This is a genomic window from Rhodococcus sp. OS5 (assembly GCF_056837585.1).
Window position 1 is genome coordinate 5,700,349 of record NZ_CM166368.1, and the last position, 19,949, is coordinate 5,720,297.

A 19,949-nucleotide genomic window follows, 5' to 3' on the forward strand; every position below is an offset into this window, starting at 1 on the left:
GTACCCCGCCCAGGCCGATCCGAACCCGAGTGCCCTAGATCACAAAGGTAAACCTATCCACAAATCGCCAAATGTCCTACATTTGACTCATGCCGGATTCCCGTATCGCACCCACCGCACGCAACATCCCACTTTCAGTGCAGATCGCGGAACAACTGCGGTCCCAGATCACTTCTGGCAACTGGGAATTAGGGGAGAAGATCCCCGGCGAGCATCAACTTGTCGAAATGACCGGCGCGAGCCGCAATACAGTCCGGGAGGCCATTCGCGGCCTCGTCCATGCCGGCCTCCTCGAAGCACGCCCGGGAGACGGAACCTACGTCTGCGCGAGCTCAGAACTCGAAATTGCACTTCAAAGACGTGCAGCGGCGGAGAACGTGCTCGAAATCTTCGAAGCCCGTGAAGCTTTGGAGCTCTACGCCGCCCGACTCGCTGCCGAACGAGCCCTGCCCGAAGACATCGACCGCATGACTCGGGCTTTGGATCGCCGAGACGCTGAGCCCGACGTCGCCAAATCCGTCGAGTACGACCTCGACTTCCACCTGGAGATGTTCGCAGCGAGCGGGAACCAACTGATAGCGGACATCTACCGCAGTCTCGATCGCTCTGACACCATGAGCATCCCACAAGGTAAGTCCGACAAGGAGACTCGACAGCTATTCATCGGGCCTTGGACCGACGACGACCCACACCGGCAGCTGCTTGCGGCCATCCGTGACCGCGATCCGGACGGCGCAGCCGCCGCAGTGGTCCGACTGATGGACCACAGCCGATCCCTCTTTCTGCAAAACATGCCGAAGTAGCTGACACACAAGAGGTTCAGCGCACAGACAATCTCAGAAGGGCACACCTATGGCTAACGCCATCTCCGACACCGAAAACGTGGCGTCTGCCCCGAGCGCGATACCGATAATGCGCCGAGGACTCGTTATCGCTGGCATTCTTCTCATCGCAGCCAATCTTCGAGCCTCAATCACAGTCGTCGGCCCGCTACTCGGTGAGGTACGCACCGATCTCGATATCTCGTCGACAACAGCATCAGCGCTGATCAGCCTTCCACTGCTGTGCTTCGCAGTGTTCTCCCCCGTTGCCCCGGTCATCGCAGCTCGGTGGGGAATGGAACGGACACTCGCAGCAGCACTCGGCATGCTCGCCTTAGCGATCGTGATCCGCTCTGTTCCGTGGATGCCTGCGCTGTGGATCGGTACCGTATCGCTCGGCATGTCCATCGCAACAATGAACGTTCTACTGCCGGCGCTCCTCAAACGAGACTTCCCGACCGAAGCCGGCCGTTTGACCGGCATCTTCTCGGCGGTCTCTGCAGCCGTCGCCGCAACCGCATCCGGACTTGCCGTGCCGATCGCCGGTCTCACCGATCACGGTTGGCGGATCGCATTCGGAATCTGGGCCGCTATGGCTCTCATAGGATTTGGGGTGTTCCTTCCCCAACTTCGCCGACGCACGCTTCCGAAACACGATCACGCTGCGGCTTTGGATCCCCATCCAGGCGGCCATCGCTCCCCATGGCTCTCAGCACTCGGGTGGCAGATCACAATATTCATGGGCGTCCAATCTCTCTTCTTCTACACCGTTCTGACATGGTGGCCCACCATTGAAGAATCACACGGCACTACCGCGGCTACCGCCGGACTGCATCAAGGCATCATGCAAATATTCTCGATCATCGGCAGCCTCCTCACAGCAGTGCTCCTGCACAAACTGCCCAAGGATCAGAGAGGAGCCGTCCTCGGGCTGGTGTCGGTCGCCGCAGTGGCAGTTCTCGGCCAACTCCTCCTCCCCTCCTGGGCCCTGCTGTGGAATGCATTCCTCGGCATCGGCATCGGCGGATCGATTGTCATTGCCTTGTCCTTCTTCGCAATACGCACTGTCAATCACGGTCAAGCAGCGGCACTCTCGGGTATGGCACAGTCCGTCGGATACCTTCTGGCCGCCACCGGTCCCCTCGTTTTCGGTGCACTGCACGACGCCGTCGATTCCTGGACGACTCCTCTGATCGCGTTGCTGGTGCTGCTGGCCGTGCAACTCGTCTTCGGCTCCCTCGCCGGCCGCAACAAGACACTGGGATAAGCGAACCACGGTCGCCTCGAATCCACCCACCAACCTCGCCAGACCCGTGCCGCGACCCGAACTGTCGTCGACGTGCTGAGGTCCGAGGATGTCGACGAGACAGCGGGGCGCTCAACGGCCTACCGAATTGCACCCGGCCCATCCCCGACTGGTGGATCGGAGCCGAAAGTCGATAATGAGGGCATGAACGAGACACAACCCCACAACCTCGAACGAGAGCGCTGGCGCACGCTGCCAACTCCACCGTCGACCGAGTTGATCGAGATGGTCGGGGACGGACCTTCGAGCGCAGACTTCGACCCTGCTGCACCAGTGACACAGCAGGGGTGAGACAGTCACGACATTCCGGTATCCCGCAGGGTGATGTTCAGCCGCCCGGACGGCAGACCTATGTCGGGACTTGCACTTCCCGCAATAACTTTCGGCACTCCGTGATATGCGAACCGAGACTCTCCACCGAAGACGAAGAGATCACCCGAATGGAGTTCGACATCGGTGTACGGCTTGTTCCGGTTCTCGGAATTCCCGAATCGAAAGACACAACTCTGCCCGACACTCAGTGAGACGACGGGAGCGTCGCAGCGCTCGTCCTTGTCCTGGTGCATGCCCATCCGAGCGCCCTCGTCGTAGAAATTGATCAGCGCGGTGTCCGGCGTGTACCGCTCCCCCGCAGTCGGATCATCATAGGCAGCGGCAACTGCGGCCCGGCCGAGGTCGACGAGCCAGTCAGGCACCGCTGCGACAGGCGCACCGTTCACGTCGTCGGCGGTGCGCGTGTACTTGTACGGCTGCCAATGCCAACCGAGACAGACTGTTTGCACCGACATCTTGTGCCCACCAGGGACAACAGCGGAGCGCATCGGTACGGGTGCGGTCGCCCACCGTCGACACTCGGCCACCAAGAAGCGTTGCTGTTCGACGCTGAGCCAATCCGGAACGAGGATCGCCCCCGGCGCCACTTCCAATCGTGGCCGAGGAATCAGAGCGTTCATGGTTTCCACGCTAATCGGTTTCGAAGCATTGACACCCTCGGCATGGGCTCGTATCGTAATCAACAGGTTGGTTGATAAAGGAGATGGTTGACAAGTGATCGTGGATCCAGGGGCAGACGAGCGTCTCGACAAAGCGTTCATGGCGCTTGCCGACCCGGTACGACGGCGGATCATCGCCCGCCTGAGCACCGGCCCCCAAACGGTCAACGAGTTGGCCGAGCCGTTCGAGATCACGAAACAGGCCATCTCCAAACATATTCAGGTACTCGAAGCCGCGGGTTTGGTCACTCGCAGCCGCGAAGCCCAGAGGCGGCCGGTACATCTCAACGCCGCAACTCTCGAGGCTTTGACCGCCTGGATCGACCGCTATCGACTGATCCACGAACAACAGTTCCGCAAGCTCGATCACCTACTCAGCACCACACAGAAGGAGACTTAGCCATGGCTACCACCAATCCCGTCACCATCACGGCTCCTGAGGGCGTGCCGTACATCGACATCACCCGCGAATTCGACGCACCCGTCAGTGCCGTCTTCGCAGCTCATTCGAATCCCGATCTGGTCAAGCAGTGGCTCGGCCCCAACGGATACGAGATGGAGATCGACGAATACGAGTTCGTGAGCGGCGGTCGATACAAGTACGTCCATCGCAACCCCGAGGGCGAAGAGTTCCGGTTCAACGGTGTATTTCACGTCGTTCGCGAGAACGACTTTGCCATCCAGACCTTCGAATACGAGGGATTTCCCGACGTCGTCAGCATCGAATCGATCACGTTCGAGGATCTGGGCAACGGACGCACCCGCCTCTCCGGCCATTCCGTATATCCGAGCCTCGAAGCGCGAGACGGAATGATCGAGAGCAATATGGAGCTCGGCGTCACCGAAGGTTACGAACGCCTGGACAAGATCGTCGCGCAACTCTGACCACCTGTTTGCCCGAACCTCCTCAGCGAAAGGCAGTTTCATGGACTGGACCCTCGAAGTAGTCATCGTTCCCGTCAGTGACCTCGACCGTTCCATCGAGTTCTACCGTGACAAGGTCGGTTTCGATCTCGACCACCACACCGTCAACGAACACATGACGGTCGCCCAGCTCACTCCGCGTGGTTCGGGCTGCTCGATCGTCATCGGCAACCTGCCGTCGCAGACCGAGATGGCCCCTGGTTCGTTGAAGGGATTGCAGTTGGTCGTGGCCGACGCTGCAGCGGCTCGCCAAGAGCTCATCGGCCGCGGCGTCGATGCCAGTGAGGTCACCGTCTTCGACGAGCGTGACGGGGGCACCTTCTTCGGATTCGCCGACCCGGACGGCAATACCTGGGCTGTCCAGCAGCTGAAGGTCCGCGGCGACAAGCCACTCATTCCGAAGGAGTACCGCGACCGCTTCGGCGCGTAGCAACTCCCTTCCAGGCTGCGTAACCTTCGGGCATGCAGACGGCACAGGGGCGATAGCCGGCCGCAATCGCGGTCGGCTCGTCCGCGAAGAACACCCGACTGGCGACATACCCGCCACGCGCGATTGCCTGCGCGGCCCCTCGACAGTCGAGTCGCCCGTAGATCTTCGTTTTCCGGTGCCCGCCAAGCACACCGGGCGTCGAACTCTCGTAGGGTTTGTTGCGAGCGTCGCGGAGAATGTACGTCTTACTCGGCATCGTGAAGCACCAATCCCAATGTTCGACGCGTACCCGAGTGCACCACGCTGACACCATGTCGCACAGGGGCTCTCGACCACCCACGAGAACTCTGCACCGGTCGATCCCGCGTGGTGAAGATCAACGCGTGACCTTGCTCGAGAACTGTCACCGTCCCTTTCGACTGGGCGCGCGGCCGCTGTTCCACGAGCAAGAACTCGCCGCCGACGTGGTCGATGCGAGGTCTGTCGAGCCCGATCACGACTTGCAAGGGAAACACCAACTCTCCGTACAAGTCCCGATGCAATGCATTCCAGTCACCAGGTCCGTAGGACAGAAGGATCGGGGTAGGGCGATTCTGACCGGCGTCGTGACACTGATCGATCCATTCTTCGAAAGAATCCGGCCACGGTGCACCCTCGCCCAGCTTGAACGCCCACTCCCGCGCCACGGGCAGGAGGTGTCGGTAGAAGGCGGATCGCATAGCCGTGATCGGCTCCGGTACGGGATCACCGAAGTACCGGTACTCCCCTTGACCGAAGCGGTATCGAGCCATGTCGACGGTGCTCCGGAACCGGTCGACCTCCGAGTACCAGGAAGCAATTTCGCGACACTCCGACTCGTCGAGTATCGGCGCCGTCTGGGCACACCCACCGGAGTTGATTCCCTCGATCAACGCAGGCCAATCGAGGGAATCAACTTGAGCAGACAGATCGGTGAAGAGGTCCATACGTCGTAGACGACGCGGCGGTCAGGAATGTGAGAATGCCAGCAGCTGGTCAGCCAGATTGTTGTACGTACGGGCGATCCCGGCATAACTGAGCACGGGTTCCGGATTCCAGGTCCCGATCTTTCCCGCCTTCACCGCGGGCAAGTTGGACCACGCAGGATTGGTTCCGAGCGTATCCAGTTGCAAACTGGACGGGCGATCGTCGAGGAAGATCATGTCGGCCGGATAGTGGTCCGCCATCTCCCAAGCCAGTTTCTCGACGTAGACCGACGATCCCGCGGCCGGATCGACGACGGCAAGGCCCAATCCCGCCAGATCTGCAAGGATCGGGAAGCCCGAACGACTGACACGAATCGTGTCCGGATCTGCGGACGCGAACAAAACCTGTGAATTATTCAGCGAAGAAGCAACTTCGGAGATCCGTGCACGCGCAGCGTCGTAGTCTTTTCGCTGAGCCTCCATATCCTGGTCCGCCCCGAGTTCCACGGCCAGTTCCACGATCTCTTGCACGGCTCGGTCGATGGTTCCTGCTGCCGTTTCCACGAACAGTACTGTCGACAAGCCTTTCACCGCATCCAAGTTCGCCTCGTCGAGTAGTGCCGAACCACGCAGCTGAGGGACTATGACGACGTCCGGCTCCAGCGCAGCGATCTTCTCGAGTTCCACTTGTCCCCAGAGCTGCCCGACCATCTCGGTCTTCGAGAAATCCAAATTGCCGGAGATGCTGGTGTCCGTTGATCCCGGCGATCGTGTCAGTGCCCCGAAAACTCCGACAGGCACCAGTCCGTAATCCCACAGAGCACCCGCGATACCGGTGTAGGTGACAAATCTCCTTGGTGGTGAATCCAATTCGATCAGATTGCCGCGATCATCGGTGAAGGACCAGCCTGCATCGCCTTCGCCCCCGGCGTCTGCGTCCGAACGCGAGCAACCGGCCGCTGCCAGCGCAGCAGCCAATCCTGCTGCAGCGCCGAGAAACCTGCGGCGATTCCAGTCCACCTCGATACGCCGGTGCGGTCGTGGAGTGAACAGCGTGGTCATGTGTGTGCCCTTTCGGCGATTGGTTGAACTGTTGCAGGAGTTGACGAACGAGAAAAGAGAAGGATCGACACCAAACCCGTGAGCATTCCGACGCCGGCACAGAAGACCAACGGCCACAGCAAGGCGAACTCGTCCGGACCGACGAAGAGCGAGCCGCACAACGCAATTCCGACGGCAAGCCCGAATTGACGCGACGAGTTGGCTGTTGCCGAAGCCGTCCCGGCGCGCTCTGCCGGGGCGTCCGACATCGCGGCACCCGGCAGCACCGGCGACACCATCGCCGAACCGACACCGGTCAGAATCAGCCCGGCGATCAGTGCGGGCCAGAGCGGCTCGGCGAGAACGTACAGCATGGCCACGCAACCGATTCCGCAAAGGATCGTCCCGAATCCGAGCGACAGTCGAAGGTCGACTCGCTGAAGCCGTGATCCACACAAGGCCGATACGAAGACAAAAGCGAGCGGTTGAATCGAGAGCACGAGTGCGGCCGCCGATGCCGACAGTTCCAGCCCGTTCTGCAGCCACAGTGAAAGGACTACGAGCGGGCCGTAGGCCGCGAGGTAGTACCCGAAAGCAGCGACGAGGACGCCGTCGAATTTCAGGGATCGGAACAATGCCGGATCGAGCATCGGACTGCTGCCTCGACGCTGCCAGAACACAAACGCCGTCAGCGCACCGATTGCGATCAGGAAGGCAAGAGCTGTCGACGACGAAGCCCACCCGATGTCGCCGCCCCACGTCACGCCGAGAACCGCGGCAACGGCAGCGAGGGTGAACAAAACGATTCCGGCCCAGTCGATGTTGTCGTCGCCGCGCTCACTGTCGGCGAAACAGAACACAGCCATTGCGAGCGCCACTGCGGCCACGGGGATTCCGGAATAGAAGACCGCACGCCAGTCGAAGAACTGCGTCAGCAGCCCTCCTGCAACATTGCCGATTCCCGCCGCCAATCCAGCGACGGCACCCCACGCGGCAAAAGCCACGTGCCGATCGCGGCCCGAATATGCCTCGCCGAGCAGAGGCAGGAGTGTCGCGAACATCGCCGCACCGGCAATTCCTTGCGCGCCGCGAGCAACGACCAGAACCGTGACGTCCGGAGCAATCGCGCACACGGCCGTTGCAACCAGGAACACGACCAGTCCGCAGATGTAGAGGCGTTTGCGTCCCCACGCATCGCCGAGTGCGCCCATGCCCACAAGAAGCGCGGCAAGAGCCAGCGTGTAGGCGTCGACGACCCATGACATCGCGCCCGTACTGCCGTCCAAACCGACTGCGATGGCCGGCACCGCGATCGTTGTGATCGTGGCGTACGTCAGTAACAGGAAAGTTCCGATGCATGCGGCGATGAGCGGCAGCCATCGTCGTGCCGACATGGTCAACCTCCGGAATAAGGCGGTAAGTGCGCCCTAACTATGAAGGTTCAAGTGAACTTGAAGTCAAGCGCCGCTTCGACACGAATGTCGAGCTGCTCGAGCAACCACGGGCACTGCATCGGACGCTCTTGCCGACACGTCAGGTGATGCTCGAGGATCAGCTTCGCTCGCGTAGCAGCGGCGATCTGTGCCTCGAGTGTCGACACTTGATCTGCGAGAACCGTCGAGAACTGGTCGGACGTGGTGTCGGTTTCGATGAAGGACCGCACCTGTTCCAAGGACATTCCCGTCTCGGTGTACATCCGGATCAATGCCAGCCGGCGCAGCTCACGCTGCCCGTACCAGCGTTTGCCGCCAGTTCGCGACCGCGCGGACAGCAGTCCTTCGTCCTCGTAATACCGCAAGGTCGACGCCGCGATTCCGAACGATTTTGCAACCTCGCCGATCGGGATCAAGTGCTCACGCATTCACCGATCGTAGGCTGAACGCGTAGGCGGTTCCGGCAGTTATGTGTGACTTGGCATACTGACTAACGGAAGGGGTCGCGTAAGTGATCTCACGGCAAAATGCTGGATGCGCTCGTTGAACGAGGGAGAGCTGTGCTGGATCCAACGCGACCTGTCGGGCCGTACTCGTCAGGAGTGCCCGCCACTGCCCTCGAAGTCCACATGCCGGACCTCGAACGCTTCGGCCTCGCCCAGTTGTGGCGTTCCGCGATCATCGCCGTCGTGTTGTCGACGTCGATCATGCTGGCACTGATCGTGTGGCCTTTCCGCAAGCGTGGACGCACGTGGGCTGACGCCGCCTCCGACGGGATGGTCGACGGCTTCATCGCGCTGGGTCCCACCTTCGTCAAGCTCGGGCAACTGGTCGCGTCGTCGTCAGGCCTGTTCCCCGCCCCCGTCGCCAATGCATGCCTACGTTGCCTCGACGACGTTCCGTCATTTCCTGCCGAGCAGGCCAGAAGCGTCGTGCACGAAGACCTCGGATACTCCGTAGACGACCTGTTCGCGAAATTCGACGACGTACCTCTCGCGGCCGCGTCGGTAGCGCAGGTACACGCGTGCGTTCTGCACGATGGCCGCGAGGCCGTCATCAAGATCCAGCGTCCGGACATCTATGCGCGGATGCTGATCGACCTGCGGGCGGCGTACTGGGGCGCGAACATCCTCGAGAAATTTGTCGAGTTCCTTCGAATTGCCAATGCCACCGCCATCATTCGCGATCTGCACAACGCCACGATGACGGAATTGAACAGCGCGGTCGAGGCCGACCGGCAAACCACTTTCCGGAACAACATCAGTGCGTTCGGCGACAACAAAGGAGTCACGACACCGGAGGTTTACTGGGACTACTGCGGCCCCCGAGTCATCTGTATGGAACGCATGCGAGGCGTTCCGCTCGATCGGTTCGTCGCCGGTCCGGACGGTATCGACGAAGCCCGCATGCTGATCCGACGCGGAGTGAAGGTCTGGCTCGAATCAGTCATCGTTCACGGTCCGTTCCACGGAGACGTACATGCCGGGAATCTGTGGGTCCTCGACGACGGCCGGATAGCCATGCTCGACTTCGGCATCGTCGGCGTCCTTCCCGAGACCTGGAGATCCATCCTTTCCGACATGTTCCGAGCGACCCTCATCGACGGTGATTTCGCCCGTGTCGCCCGCGGAATTCGATCCTTGGGATATGCAACCGACTACGAGGTCGACGACGATCAGCTCGGTATGCAGGTCGCAACGGCCCTGGCCCCGATTCTCGGCCGTGACCTGGGTGAACTCAAGCTCAGTGAATTGATCATGGCACTGATTCAGTTGGGCAAGCAGTGGGGCGTTGCGAGTCCCGAGGAATTGGTTCTTTTCGGTAAACAACTCGGATACTTCGAACGATATGCGACGGCTTTGGCACCTGGTTGGGTGATCGGACAAGACCTTTATCTGTTCAAGAACGTTTTTCCAGAGGCAGTCGCCGAAAAGGTGCAGGAACTCGGCATCACCATGCCTGACGAATAAATTTGTCCCCTATTTCCTTATTCTGCATTTCGTCTGTCGGGGTTAGCCTGTAGTGACCCACTGGCCGAGGAGCAAATGTGCAGCCACTTTCTGTAACCCTCCCGCAAGCGTCGACAGGTCCGAGGAATAACGGGCCGAGTGTCGGCACCACCCTCGGCGCCCTCATGCATTCCACGGACAAGTCCGTGATCGAGCTTCTGGAAAGCCCGGACGGACTCGATGTCGAAATCCGTTCGATCGCCCTCGTCGAGTCCTCCGATATCGACGGCACCGACAGCCGTGGTGCGATCTCCGACATTTACCTCCCCGTGGGGGTTCCCGAATCGACGTTGACGCAGTGGTTGCGAAAGTTCGAAGGCAGGCCGGCGAGGCGTCGTCCGAAGCTCTTGCTCGTCAAGAATGCGCGCGAGGCGACGACGCTTCTGACCGCCGCACGCAACATCGGAATCGCAGTGGCCGCGGTACATCCGCAGGCTAGTTCCGGACACGTCTATTCACTCGTACAACGACTTCTGACACCGAGCATGTACCGTTCGCGGGCCGTCTCAGGAGCTGTGGCCGGTGGCGATTCGGATCTGTTCGCGCTCTCGGAGACGATCGCCGAATTGACCGGCGGACTCGTGACGATCGACGACACGGCACTCCATGTCATCGCATATTCAGCTGCTCACGAAGGTGAAGACGAACTCCGTCAGCTCTCCATACTGGGCCGGGAGTGGCCGATCGAATACACCGAATGGATAGAGCGCAGAGGCGTGTTCGAGCATCTCAGGCGATCGGACGAGGTCATCAGTCTGCCGTCCGAGCCGAGCATCGGAGCCGCGCACAGGTTGGCTGTGAGCATCACCCGCCCGGACCTGTCAGCGCCGACGGGTTCTGTTGCACACCAACACAATCTCGGCAGCATCTGGGTGCAGCGCGCCTCTGAACCTCTTTCCGACGACGCCCAAGCGGTATTGCGGGGTGCAGCGGCAGTCGCCGCACGCATTCTCATGCGAACCTTGGACGCCTCCAGCCGCGAGAATGCCCAGTTACAAAGGCTGTTCGGCGTTCGCTCCGGCGGAGTCGACATGCACTCGCTGGCCGGCTCCTTCGGCATCAACACCGACGGACCGTCTGCGGTCATCGGATTTGCGACATCACTCGCGCCCGGATCGAATCTCGATCGAATCACCAACGCCTTGCGCCTGCGCGCCAGCGCATTCCGCAGCGACGCGGTCACAACGATCATCGACAACCGGATCTACGTGCTGTTTCCTCAGGCCGAACACGAGGTCGCGATCAGCGACTGGGCTCACGACACCGTGCGAGTAGTCGAGGCCCGTGCGGGCATCAGCGTGCGCGCCGCCGTCGCGGTCCCGATCGCGCGATTGCACGGCGTACCCGAGGCGCGTCGAGAAGTGGACCGCGTGCTCGATACCACTGATGATCACGAAACCTCGAAGGTCACCACACTCGCGGCGTCACGCACCGCGGTGTTGCTGGGCGAGATACTCGACCTCGTTGCTGATCACGAGCGATTGCGAGACCCTCGTATCGACAGACTCGTCTCCTACGACGACAAGAACACCTCTGACATGCAGTTCACGCTCACGGCCTACCTGACAGCTTTCGGGGATGTGAAGAAGGCCGCCTCGTCTCTGAAAGTACATCCGAACACCCTGCGCTACCGCATTCGGCGCGCTGAACAGATCATGGGCATTTCGTTGGACGAGCCGGATACGCGACTGCTCACCGAACTGCAACTCGCCATCTTGGGACGCACCCCGGACGGGTCTGAAAGATACGAAACGTCCGATCAGTGAGATAGGCCTCGAGCCCGTCCTGAACTCTCGAGTAGACAACTGAGGAAGCCGAAGAACAACTCTTACCTCAGGAGATACCTTGCGCACTCGTGGAGCCGTCATTCGCCAAGCACCAGGCACATACGAGGTGGTCGATCTCGAACTCGATTCACCCCGCAGCGGCGAACTCACTGTCAAAATGGTCGCCTCAGGCCTGTGCCACTCGGACGATCACATCGCCAGCGGCGACCACGGAGTCGGCCGCTACCCCATCTGCGGCGGACACGAAGGCGCCGGAATCGTCGTCGAGGTCGGGCCGAACACGGAAGGATGGTCCGAGGGCGATCATGTCGTGTTCTCGTTCCTCGCCGCCTGCGGCCGTTGCCGTTGGTGTGCAAGCGGAATCCAGAACCTCTGCGACAACGGCGCCGCCATCATGACTGGCAGCAGACCCGGCGAAACCTCGAGTTACAGAATGTCTCTCGACGGTCAGCCCGTCGCACAAACCTGCGGCCTGTCCACCTTCAGTGAATACACCACGGTCAGCACTCTCTCGGCTGTGAAAGTCGACAAGCACCTGCCACTCGACGCTTTGTGTCTGCTCGGCTGCGGCGTCGGAACCGGTTGGGGCGCCGCGGTCAACTCCGCTCAGGTGTATCCCGGGCAGACGGTCATCGTCATGGGCGTCGGCGGAATCGGAATCAACGCGGTGCAGGGCGCCTCGCATGCCGGCGCCGCCCACGTGATCGCGGTGGACCCGGTTGCGTTCAAGCGCGACAGTGCATTGAAGTTGGGCGCCACCCATGCCGTGGCCACCATGGAGGAAGCCACCGACATAGCGCGCTCGTTCACCAACGGCCAGGGCGCGGATTCGGCCATCGTCACCGTCGGCGTGACCACCGGAGAACATGTCGCGCAGGCATTCTCGTCGATCCGCAAGGCAGGAACCTGCGTCGTCACCGGCCTCGGGAAGATGACGGACGTCGGAATTCCCGTGAGCCTGATGGAACTCACGCTGTACCAGAAGAGAATTCAGGGATCCCTGTTCGGTGCATCCAATCCCACCGCCGACATTCCCTGGATGATCGATCTCTACACCAGCGGCAAGCTCGAACTCGACGGACTGATCACCAACCGATACACCCTCGACCAGATCAACGACGGTTTCGCCGACATGCATGCCGGTCGCAACCTCCGTGGAATCATCGCCTTCTGAGCGAGTTCTCTCCGGACTTTCGATCGAGAGCAAGTCCGGAGAGATCCTCACTACAGCTTCACCAGGCGTTCATGGTGTCGAGGATTTGTCCTCTGGCCATCCACAATTCAGCAGACCAATACGGCCACGAGTGAATTCCGGCGGGCGGAAAGCTGTACGTCGCTGGGATTCCCAAGGATTTCAGGCGAATTTCGAATGCACGCGCGTGCACCCACGAGAGCGCCTCGAGCCCCATACCCGTCGCCGTGTGGAAGTAATCGATCGGCGCAGAGGGATGATCGTACGGTCCCGGGATGCCGTTGGACGACGAAATGTACATCGACAGTCCGCGAAGCGATTCCGCGTTGACGAACGGGTCGTTGCGAAGCCATCCGGATGACCACGGCGGGCCCCACATCGAATCGACGTTGTACCGGCCGGCGTCGAACATGGCTACGCGGATCGCTTCACGCATACCCGGACCCGAGATATTGATGTAGCCGGACAGCGAGCCGGCGAACTTGAACTGATCCCGATGATGCCCCGCCAGGTTCAACGCGGCACTGCCGCCCATCGACAACCCGATGATCGCATTGTTGGTTGGTGAAACACCATACCCTGCAAGGAAGTCCGGAAGCTCGCGGGTGAGGAACGTTTCCCACCTGTACGTTATCGGCTGAGCGTTGAAATTGGACGGCGCGTACCAATCCGTGTAGAAACTCGACTCACCGCCGACCGGCATCACCAACGTGATGTTGTCATTGCGGTACTGATCGAGTGCGTTCGTTTCGAAACTCCAAGCATTTCTGTCGTTTTGCGCGCGAAGACCGTCGAGCAGGTACAACGCGGCGTTGCCACCGCGCGCGGCCCACTGCACCTGAACCTTGATGTTTCCCATCGAAGACGGGACCCACAACTCGTCGTACCCACCCCATGGCGCCGAGCGCGCCGGAGTAGCACTCGCGGCGGTCGGACCGAACATACCGCCGAGCAGGAATATCGACAACAACGCCGCTACGAGCACCCGCACCCGCCGTGTATTGCGTTCGGGCAACGTGAATCTGATTCTCTGCAAGGTTGTGTCTTTCCCCGAAACTGCGCATCAAGAAACTCGCTTCGGTAAGTGCATCGTCGGTTCCACTGTCGACGTGTTTGTCCCTTTCCGGGGGCTCCGGTGTTACAAAGTCGAGGTCATCGCAACAATCGGACAACTGTCGTGCCGAGCGAATCCAGGTGGCGAAAAGCACAATTCACGAAGCACGCTGAATGCGCTCACTCAGCCGAGTGACGAAGCGATCGCATCACGACCTGCGGCAGCACACGCTTGGTCCTGCATTCCGTCTGGAGCGCCACCGACACCGATACCGGCGATCGACCCGGCTCCAGCCTTCAATGTGACTCCACCTGCAAGGAAGAGAGTGCCGGGAAGGTCGGCGATGGTTGATCCTTCGCCTTTGGTACGCTGCGAGAGGTCACTGGTGTCGGCTCCGAAAGCTGCAGAGGTGTATGCCTTCTCGCGTGAGGCTTCCACCGTGTGCTGGGCTGCGTTGTCGCCGCGCACCATGGCGATGACATTTCCCGCGCGGTCTACGACGGAGACGGTGACGAAGCCGAGACCGTCGGCGCGGCATTTCGCCAGGGCCGCACCAGCAGCCTTCGCTGCTGCGTCGGCACTGAGTCGATTCTGAGTGACAATCGCCGAATCACCGGTCGCGGCAGGCTGCTGCGTGGCAGTAATCGACGTCGTGCTCGATGCGTTCGCCACCGGTGTGTCGGTGGTCGAGCATGCGGCGCTGGCAAGGATTGCGACAACCGGAACGGCGACAGCGAGCGTACGGGGAAGTCGTGTGTAAATGCGGTGGTTCATGTCGGGCACACTTTCAATCGAATGGTTCGAAACCGTCCACTACAGCGTCGCGTCCGGGGGCGGGTGCGCACATCGGGCGCTCGGGTGACGAACCGTGCCCCCTACGGCTACCCGGATATCATCCGAATGGTTGATACGACGGCCTGGTGCCCTCCGTAACATTCGAGGGATGAGTAACGGAGCCATGAACGCCGACGCCGAACGCGGCCTACGCGGCCCGTTGGCGTATGCGATCCACGCGTCGTTCTTCGTACTGCTGTCTACATCGGGAGTTCGGTACGTCACAGTCCACGGGACCAGCGGTCGGTTCGGGGTTGTACTCGTCCTGGCCGTGGTCCTCGCCCTGCTCTACGCCGTCATGGCCACGGTGTCCTCGCGAGATGTGGTTCGCCAACGGCTGTGGATGTGGCCGGTACTGAGCGCATGGGCAGCGCTGGTCTGGCTTGCCCCGAGTTTCGCGTGGTGTGCGTTTCCCGTTCTCTTCCTCTGCATTCGTCTGTATCCGAGCAAGATCGCCTACCCCCTCGTCGGGATCCTGGGCGTCCTCGCCGGTATCGCGTTCTACCGGGTCACCGGTCGTGCCGAATTGGTGACACTTCTCGGGCCGCTGTGCACCGCGGCACTGGTCGCGGCCGCGTACGGGCAGATGGAACGCGATGCCCGAGAACGCCTTCGGCTTCTGCGTCAGGTAGCAGAAGCGCAATCTGCATTGGCAGATACCGAACGCGCTGCCGGCGTTGCCGCTGAGCGAGAGCGCCTCGCGCGCGAAATCCACGACACAGTTACCCAGGGACTGGCGAGCGCCCTTCTACGGCTCGAGGCAGCCGAACAAACGTGGAATACAACGGGTTCGCCGTCTCGAGCCGATGTCGATGCCGCAGCAGAGAACATCCGAACGAGCTTGATGCAGAGTCGCGACCTCGTCCACGATCTGGCGCCGACCAAGGGCGGTACGGGCGACTTCGACGCCTTGGTCGTGGCCGCCGCCCGCCAGTTCGTCCCGGCCGTTCGGATCCGCACCGTCGGTGAAGCCGTCATCTTGCCCTCGGACGTAGCTCATGCCGTCGTGCGAGTGGTCTCGAGCGCGTCCTCCAACATCGCCCGCCACGCTCGCGCCGAAACGGCGGGCGTGACGATCACGTATCTCGACCACTCCGTCTCCGTAGACATCTTCGACGACGGCGTCGGCTTCGATCCGGGAAAGCTCGCCGACCATTCTCGGTACGGTGGATACGGCCTGCGTGCGATGCGAAGCCGCGTCGCACAGCTCGGCGGATCGTTCACCGTGGAAAGTGCACCGGGAGACGGCACCGTCGTCGCGGCCCAGTTCCCTCTCGAACGGAGGATCCGGTGACCACCATCATTCGCGTGTTCCTCGTCGACGATCATCTGGTCGTGCGAGCCGGGCTGAGAGCGCTGCTGAACACTCAGCCGGACGTCGAAGTAGTAGGCGAAGCATCGTCCGGCGAGGAGGCGGCCACGGCGATACCGTCGGCCTCACCGGATCTGGTGATGATGGATCTGGACATGGGCACCGGCATGCACGGTGCAGAAGCGATCAAACGCCTGCGAAGCGACGGTGTCGATGTTCCCGTACTGGTTTTCACGACGTATGACACCGACGCCGACGTCGTGCGGGCCGTGGACGCCGGTGCCATCGGTTACCTACTCAAGGACTCGACTCCTGACGAGATCTTCGGCGCGGTGCGCGGCGCGCTCGCCGGGCGCAGCGTCCTCTCCCCCGCCGTGGCCTCTCGTCTCGTCCAGCAGATGCAGCGCCCGCAGGAAGCGCTCACCGCCCGTGAGTCCGAACTGCTCAGCCTGCTCGCCGAGGGGATGACCAACCGCGAGCTGGGTAAAGCGCTCTTCATCAGCGAAGCGACGGTGAAAACACACCTCGGGCACATCTACGCCAAACTCGGTGTCGATAACCGCTCTGCCGCAGTGTCCGTCGCACTACGTCGCGACGGAATACGCTGACCTCGGTGGCAGCCGAACAGCTCAGCCGCCCATCGCCTTACGCACTCCGTCGATCAGTTCGAGGAATTCAGCCTTGGGAGCAAAGTCGACATACTCCGAGTCATCGATCGCTCCGGGAACGTGACCGGGTGCCCAGTAGAACACGTCGCCGGCATCGTAGGTTTGCCGACCTGCTTCGGAATCTGTGTAGATCCTTCCTTTCAAGACGTATCCGTAGTGCGGACATTGACAGCGCCCGCCTTCCAATTGTGCGAACGGTTCGGCGAAGTCTGCACCAGCAGGAATTTTGACGAAGTTGACGATCATGTCGCCTTCTTCTCGCATCCGCAATTCGAATTCGCCGTCCTGCAACACGATGGGAAGATCGTGAGCCGAGATGGTGCGCATAGGAGTACCTTTCGACTTCAGAAGGGGAAGGTCTGCGCCGCTGGCCGGCTGGTTCGCCACTGCCAGGTGGTGAATTCGTCCCAACTGCTTTGAGTTCCGAATCTCGCGCCGTTTCCGGAGGCACCCGTGCCACCGAATGGTGCATAGGCATCGTTGTTCAAAGTCTGATCGTTGATGTGCACGATGCCGGTACGCAGTCGGTCCGCGATCCGCTCGCCGCGTTCAGCCGATCCTGTTTGAATGGCAGCAACCAGACCGTATTCGCTGTCATTGGCCGACCTGACTGCCTCGTCTTCGTCCTTGACGATCACGACGGGCGCCACGGGCCCGAAGATTTCTTCACGGAACGCGGGCATGTCCGAGGTGACTCCGGCCAGGACGGTCGGCTGATAGAAGAGCCCTTCGTATGTTCCACCGGCGCGGATTTCGGCGCCGGCCGCCTTGGTGCCCTGGACGATTCGATCGACGTTCGCAATCTGCCGCGCGTTGATGAGCGGTCCGAGAGCGACGTCGCCTGTATTGGGATCCCCGACCGGCAGGACCGCTGCGCGCTTGGCCAGCAGGTCCAGGTACTGATCGGCGACCGATTCCAACACGATGTGGCGGCCTGCGGTCATGCAGACCTGCCCCTGATGCAGGAACGAACCCCACGCGCCCGCCGAGCTCGCGGCATCCAGGTCTGCGTCGTCGAGGACAATCAGCGCATTGTTCCCACCCAGTTCCAGCGAGACACGCTTGAGCGTGCGACCGGCAGTTGCCCCGACCTGACGGCCGACGGCGGTCGAACCCGTGAAGGACACCATCGCGATGCTCGGGCTCTCGCACAATGCCTGACCAGGTTCCGCGTCACCGGCGAGCACATGCAGGAGGCCTTCGGGAAGACCTGCGGACGTGAACAATTCCGCGATGACCGCACCCCCGCTGATCGCGGTTTGAACATCCGGCTTGAGAACGACGCCATTTCCGAGCGCCAAGGCGGGGGCGACAGCGCGCATGGCGAGGAGAAGCGGGAAATTCCACGGGCTGATCACGCCGACCACACCCAGGGGCACCCGGCGACCGATGCTCGTGCGCCCCTCCTGGCTGGCGGGCAGAAGGTGCCCGAACGGCTGTGTCGGCAGTGCCGAGGCTTCCCACAGTTCGGAGATGACAAGATCAACTTCGAATGCGGCTTTCCCTGGTACGGAACCACCTTCACGGATCAACCAGCGCTCCACCTCGGCTCGCTCGGCTTCCAAAATCTGCGCTGCCTTACGGATCACCGAAGCGCGAGCCTGCCCGATCGTCGCCGCCCACGCCGGCTGCGCGGCCGACGCGATGTGTGCCGCTCGATCGATATCCGCAGCAGTCGCCGTGCCGATCACCCCGAGCACCTCGCCGGTAGCCGGTTCGAGCGACTCGACGGTGTCACCGCCTCCGTCGATCCATTGGCCGTCGAAAATCTTTCCGTGCCATTGCTGATGAGCGAGCAGATTCGTCATGCGTTCCTCGATTCGTAGCTTTCGCTGCGGTCCTCGCTGTTCGTGGACCTGAGCTCTTCGCGAGCCTGAAAAAGCGATCTGAAACACACTCTGCCCCGGTATTCGGGCTCCCAGTTGTCGTGATCGGACACGTTTGTTGTTCGGATGCGACAGATCAGTGACGTTCGCGGGCGTTCGGATCAGGCGAGTTACGTACTTCCGACGGCGCCGCACCGAATTCCGCTTTGAACGCCCGCGAAAACGCTGGTGCGTCATGGAAACACCATCGTGCGGCCAGGATGGAGATCGAATGACCCCGCAGTGAGACGTCGGTGAGATCGCGGCGTACGCGGATCAACCGTTCGCGGCGAATGAGCGCACTGAGGGTCAGATCCCCGTCACCGAAGTGACGCTGAACGGTTCGCGGCGACAGGTGCAACGCACCGGCGATCGACGCGACCGAGAGGTCTGGTGAGTCGAGATTCCGAAGCGCATATCGCAAGATCTCCTCTCGCGTCGAACGTCCGGGTGTCGCGGGCGCAGATCCTTGCATCAGAACTGCCGAAGCGAGATTGACTCCAGCATCTCCGAGAAGCCCGGCTGCGCTGCCGTCGACCTGGGATGCAACAGCGCCCGAGATGAAATTTTCCAGCAATGCACCGGACCCACGCCGACCGTCGTGGGTGCGCTCGAGCGCGCAATTCAGTTCTCGCTCGGTCAGACTCACCGCACTGCGCGGTAGAGTCATGACGGTGCACGACCAGTGACCGTCGAAACGCAGCGCGTACGAATGCTCGACGTCGTAGAGAATCATCGCGCCGGGCGGGGCCGTCAACTCGCGGTCCGATTGGCGCAGTATCGCGCTCCCGGTTCGGACCGTGCAGATCTTGAGCAGATCACTACCGTGTCGCTTTGCTGCGCGTGCGCTCCGCCGCAGTATCTGCGGTGAACCGGAGATGTCGAAAGCGCCTACGTCCCCGAGACTTACGCCGCTGACCGTACCGACAGGCGCGGCATCGACGGAACTCTCGGGGCACAGGCCACCGAAGGTCTCCGACATCTCGCAGTGCCACTGCTGCACAGATTCCGGCAGGCTCGCAGGCGTGGCAGACACGGCAGACATGGCGGGCTACTTGATCGAAGATCCGTGCTGCGTCAACGGCATGACCTCGATGGTCATGTACGGGAACAGGGGCAGGTTCCAGAGAATCTCATGGAGTTCGTCAGCCGACTCGACATCGAAGATGCTGATGTTGCTGAACTGTCCCACAATTCGCCACAGATGCACCCACTTTCCCTGTCGCTGAAGGTCTTGCGAGTACGCCTTCTCCGTTGCGACGGTATCGGCGCGTACTTCCGGATCCAGGTCGCGCGGAATATCGACGTCCATCCGAACGTGAAAGAGTGCCATGTTC

At 61.4% G+C, this 19,949-nt stretch carries 23 protein-coding genes; 11 read left to right on the plus strand and 12 right to left on the minus strand.

From position 1 onward, the window contains the following. Positions 1 to 89: 89 nt before the first annotated feature. The 3 genes from ACVZUB_RS26690 to ACVZUB_RS26700 all read left to right on the plus strand — a co-directional run bounded on the left by ACVZUB_RS26690 (position 90) and on the right by ACVZUB_RS26700 (position 2,418). Complete coding sequence (locus ACVZUB_RS26690) at positions 90 to 803, plus strand: FadR/GntR family transcriptional regulator (protein ID WP_063315600.1); 714 nt, start codon at positions 90 to 92, stop codon at positions 801 to 803. Positions 804 to 852: 49 nt separating this feature from the next. After that, entirely contained in the window at positions 853 to 2,088 is a 1,236-nt protein-coding gene (locus tag ACVZUB_RS26695) for a CynX/NimT family MFS transporter (RefSeq protein ID WP_063315599.1), read from the plus strand. A 183-nt stretch (positions 2,089 to 2,271) separates the two neighbouring features. Continuing rightward, positions 2,272 to 2,418: a hypothetical protein gene (locus ACVZUB_RS26700; RefSeq protein WP_165639009.1), complete on the plus strand. Its 147-nt coding sequence runs from the start codon at positions 2,272 to 2,274 to the stop codon at positions 2,416 to 2,418. 5 nt (positions 2,419 to 2,423) lie between these two features. On the opposite strand, the gene ACVZUB_RS26705 is transcribed toward ACVZUB_RS26700, so the two are convergent. Next, positions 2,424 to 3,080, minus strand: a complete 657-nt coding sequence (locus tag ACVZUB_RS26705; RefSeq protein WP_037128920.1) for an alpha-ketoglutarate-dependent dioxygenase AlkB family protein — start codon at positions 3,078 to 3,080, stop codon at positions 2,424 to 2,426. Between the two features lie 94 nt (positions 3,081 to 3,174). Between ACVZUB_RS26705 and ACVZUB_RS26710 the strand changes: the two genes are divergently transcribed. Genes ACVZUB_RS26710 through ACVZUB_RS26720 form a run of 3 tightly spaced genes read left to right on the plus strand, consistent with a single transcriptional unit; the run spans position 3,175 to position 4,473 of the window. Continuing rightward, positions 3,175 to 3,519, plus strand: a complete 345-nt coding sequence (locus ACVZUB_RS26710) for an ArsR/SmtB family transcription factor (protein ID WP_003939956.1) — start codon at positions 3,175 to 3,177, stop codon at positions 3,517 to 3,519. A gap of 2 nt (positions 3,520 to 3,521) precedes the next feature. After that, positions 3,522 to 4,004, plus strand: coding sequence for an SRPBCC family protein (locus tag ACVZUB_RS26715; RefSeq protein ID WP_003940319.1), 483 nt, complete (start codon positions 3,522 to 3,524; stop codon positions 4,002 to 4,004). A 40-nt stretch (positions 4,005 to 4,044) separates the two neighbouring features. Beyond that, positions 4,045 to 4,473 (plus strand): VOC family protein, encoded by a 429-nt coding sequence (locus ACVZUB_RS26720; RefSeq protein WP_063315598.1) that lies wholly within the window; start codon positions 4,045 to 4,047, stop codon positions 4,471 to 4,473. Here ACVZUB_RS26720 and ACVZUB_RS26725 read toward each other — a convergent pair. From ACVZUB_RS26725 to ACVZUB_RS26745, 5 genes are read right to left on the minus strand one after another with little or no spacing between them, the layout of a single operon-like run. Next, positions 4,436 to 4,729: an Ada metal-binding domain-containing protein gene (locus ACVZUB_RS26725; RefSeq protein WP_063315597.1), complete on the minus strand. Its 294-nt coding sequence runs from the start codon at positions 4,727 to 4,729 to the stop codon at positions 4,436 to 4,438. The genes ACVZUB_RS26720 and ACVZUB_RS26725 overlap by 38 nt on opposite strands. Next, the gene (locus ACVZUB_RS26730) at positions 4,719 to 5,438 is read right to left on the minus strand and encodes a 2OG-Fe(II) oxygenase (protein ID WP_063315596.1); all 720 of its coding nucleotides are present in this window, start codon (positions 5,436 to 5,438) and stop codon (positions 4,719 to 4,721) included. The genes ACVZUB_RS26725 and ACVZUB_RS26730 overlap by 11 nt, the downstream gene beginning before the upstream one ends. A 21-nt stretch (positions 5,439 to 5,459) precedes the next feature. Further along, on the minus strand, positions 5,460 to 6,479 hold the full coding sequence (locus tag ACVZUB_RS26735) for an ABC transporter substrate-binding protein (RefSeq protein ID WP_063315595.1): 1,020 nt from the start codon (positions 6,477 to 6,479) through the stop codon (positions 5,460 to 5,462). Next, entirely contained in the window at positions 6,476 to 7,852 is a 1,377-nt protein-coding gene (locus ACVZUB_RS26740) for an MFS transporter (RefSeq protein WP_063315594.1), read from the minus strand. The genes ACVZUB_RS26735 and ACVZUB_RS26740 overlap by 4 nt, the downstream gene beginning before the upstream one ends. A 47-nt stretch (positions 7,853 to 7,899) precedes the next feature. Beyond that, positions 7,900 to 8,319, minus strand: coding sequence for a MerR family transcriptional regulator (locus tag ACVZUB_RS26745; protein ID WP_021345761.1), 420 nt, complete (start codon positions 8,317 to 8,319; stop codon positions 7,900 to 7,902). A gap of 132 nt (positions 8,320 to 8,451) precedes the next feature. On the opposite strand from ACVZUB_RS26745, the gene ACVZUB_RS26750 reads away from it, so the two are divergent. The 3 genes from ACVZUB_RS26750 to ACVZUB_RS26760 all read left to right on the plus strand — a co-directional run bounded on the left by ACVZUB_RS26750 (position 8,452) and on the right by ACVZUB_RS26760 (position 12,861). Further along, a complete protein-coding gene (locus ACVZUB_RS26750; RefSeq protein ID WP_019745620.1) occupies positions 8,452 to 9,861 on the plus strand; it encodes an ABC1 kinase family protein in 1,410 nt (469 codons plus the stop codon). A 77-nt stretch (positions 9,862 to 9,938) separates the two neighbouring features. Continuing rightward, positions 9,939 to 11,666 (plus strand): PucR family transcriptional regulator, encoded by a 1,728-nt coding sequence (locus ACVZUB_RS26755; RefSeq protein WP_482627907.1) that lies wholly within the window; start codon positions 9,939 to 9,941, stop codon positions 11,664 to 11,666. Positions 11,667 to 11,745: 79 nt separating this feature from the next. Beyond that, positions 11,746 to 12,861 (plus strand): NDMA-dependent alcohol dehydrogenase, encoded by a 1,116-nt coding sequence (locus ACVZUB_RS26760; protein ID WP_042447159.1) that lies wholly within the window; start codon positions 11,746 to 11,748, stop codon positions 12,859 to 12,861. Between the two features lie 58 nt (positions 12,862 to 12,919). Here the strand turns inward: ACVZUB_RS26760 and ACVZUB_RS26765 are convergent, their stop codons facing one another. Then, positions 12,920 to 13,870, minus strand: coding sequence for an alpha/beta hydrolase (locus ACVZUB_RS26765; protein WP_003940156.1), 951 nt, complete (start codon positions 13,868 to 13,870; stop codon positions 12,920 to 12,922). A gap of 246 nt (positions 13,871 to 14,116) precedes the next feature. Beyond that, positions 14,117 to 14,707: a GlcG/HbpS family heme-binding protein gene (locus ACVZUB_RS26770; protein WP_063315592.1), complete on the minus strand. Its 591-nt coding sequence runs from the start codon at positions 14,705 to 14,707 to the stop codon at positions 14,117 to 14,119. A 184-nt stretch (positions 14,708 to 14,891) separates the two neighbouring features. Between ACVZUB_RS26770 and ACVZUB_RS26775 the strand changes: the two genes are divergently transcribed. Then, complete coding sequence (locus tag ACVZUB_RS26775; protein WP_030536467.1) at positions 14,892 to 16,061, plus strand: sensor histidine kinase; 1,170 nt, start codon at positions 14,892 to 14,894, stop codon at positions 16,059 to 16,061. Further along, positions 16,058 to 16,687: a response regulator gene (locus tag ACVZUB_RS26780; RefSeq protein ID WP_082845721.1), complete on the plus strand. Its 630-nt coding sequence runs from the start codon at positions 16,058 to 16,060 to the stop codon at positions 16,685 to 16,687. Before ACVZUB_RS26775 ends, ACVZUB_RS26780 begins: the two co-directional genes overlap by 4 nt. A gap of 21 nt (positions 16,688 to 16,708) precedes the next feature. On the opposite strand, the gene ACVZUB_RS26785 is transcribed toward ACVZUB_RS26780, so the two are convergent. From ACVZUB_RS26785 to catC, 4 genes are all read right to left on the minus strand, one after another. Further along, a complete protein-coding gene (locus tag ACVZUB_RS26785; protein WP_065351503.1) occupies positions 16,709 to 17,074 on the minus strand; it encodes a cupin domain-containing protein in 366 nt (121 codons plus the stop codon). Between the two features lie 17 nt (positions 17,075 to 17,091). Continuing rightward, on the minus strand, positions 17,092 to 18,555 hold the full coding sequence (locus ACVZUB_RS26790) for a benzaldehyde dehydrogenase (protein WP_482627908.1): 1,464 nt from the start codon (positions 18,553 to 18,555) through the stop codon (positions 17,092 to 17,094). Positions 18,556 to 18,709: 154 nt separating this feature from the next. Continuing rightward, entirely contained in the window at positions 18,710 to 19,657 is a 948-nt protein-coding gene (locus ACVZUB_RS26795) for a helix-turn-helix domain-containing protein (protein ID WP_042447166.1), read from the minus strand. A gap of 6 nt (positions 19,658 to 19,663) precedes the next feature. After that, positions 19,664 to 19,945 (minus strand): muconolactone Delta-isomerase, encoded by a 282-nt coding sequence (gene catC / locus ACVZUB_RS26800; RefSeq protein ID WP_003940264.1) that lies wholly within the window; start codon positions 19,943 to 19,945, stop codon positions 19,664 to 19,666. Positions 19,946 to 19,949 lie beyond the last annotated feature (4 nt).

Coding starts and splice junctions, on each gene's coding strand:
- ACVZUB_RS26690 (WP_063315600.1), top strand. CDS start 90: ATGCCGGATTCCCGTATCGCACCCACCGCACGCAACATCCCACTTTCA.
- ACVZUB_RS26695 (WP_063315599.1), top strand. CDS start 853: ATGGCTAACGCCATCTCCGACACCGAAAACGTGGCGTCTGCCCCGAGC.
- ACVZUB_RS26700 (WP_165639009.1), top strand. CDS start 2,272: ATGAACGAGACACAACCCCACAACCTCGAACGAGAGCGCTGGCGCACG.
- ACVZUB_RS26705 (WP_037128920.1), bottom strand. CDS start 3,080: ATGAACGCTCTGATTCCTCGGCCACGATTGGAAGTGGCGCCGGGGGCG.
- ACVZUB_RS26715 (WP_003940319.1), top strand. CDS start 3,522: ATGGCTACCACCAATCCCGTCACCATCACGGCTCCTGAGGGCGTGCCG.
- ACVZUB_RS26720 (WP_063315598.1), top strand. CDS start 4,045: ATGGACTGGACCCTCGAAGTAGTCATCGTTCCCGTCAGTGACCTCGAC.
- ACVZUB_RS26725 (WP_063315597.1), bottom strand. CDS start 4,729: ATGCCGAGTAAGACGTACATTCTCCGCGACGCTCGCAACAAACCCTAC.
- ACVZUB_RS26730 (WP_063315596.1), bottom strand. CDS start 5,438: ATGGACCTCTTCACCGATCTGTCTGCTCAAGTTGATTCCCTCGATTGG.
- ACVZUB_RS26735 (WP_063315595.1), bottom strand. CDS start 6,479: ATGACCACGCTGTTCACTCCACGACCGCACCGGCGTATCGAGGTGGAC.
- ACVZUB_RS26740 (WP_063315594.1), bottom strand. CDS start 7,852: ATGTCGGCACGACGATGGCTGCCGCTCATCGCCGCATGCATCGGAACT.
- ACVZUB_RS26745 (WP_021345761.1), bottom strand. CDS start 8,319: ATGCGTGAGCACTTGATCCCGATCGGCGAGGTTGCAAAATCGTTCGGA.
- ACVZUB_RS26770 (WP_063315592.1), bottom strand. CDS start 14,707: ATGAACCACCGCATTTACACACGACTTCCCCGTACGCTCGCTGTCGCC.
- ACVZUB_RS26775 (WP_030536467.1), top strand. CDS start 14,892: ATGAACGCCGACGCCGAACGCGGCCTACGCGGCCCGTTGGCGTATGCG.
- ACVZUB_RS26785 (WP_065351503.1), bottom strand. CDS start 17,074: ATGCGCACCATCTCGGCTCACGATCTTCCCATCGTGTTGCAGGACGGC.
- ACVZUB_RS26790 (WP_482627908.1), bottom strand. CDS start 18,555: ATGACGAATCTGCTCGCTCATCAGCAATGGCACGGAAAGATTTTCGAC.
- ACVZUB_RS26795 (WP_042447166.1), bottom strand. CDS start 19,657: ATGTCTGCCGTGTCTGCCACGCCTGCGAGCCTGCCGGAATCTGTGCAG.
- catC (WP_003940264.1), bottom strand. CDS start 19,945: ATGGCACTCTTTCACGTTCGGATGGACGTCGATATTCCGCGCGACCTG.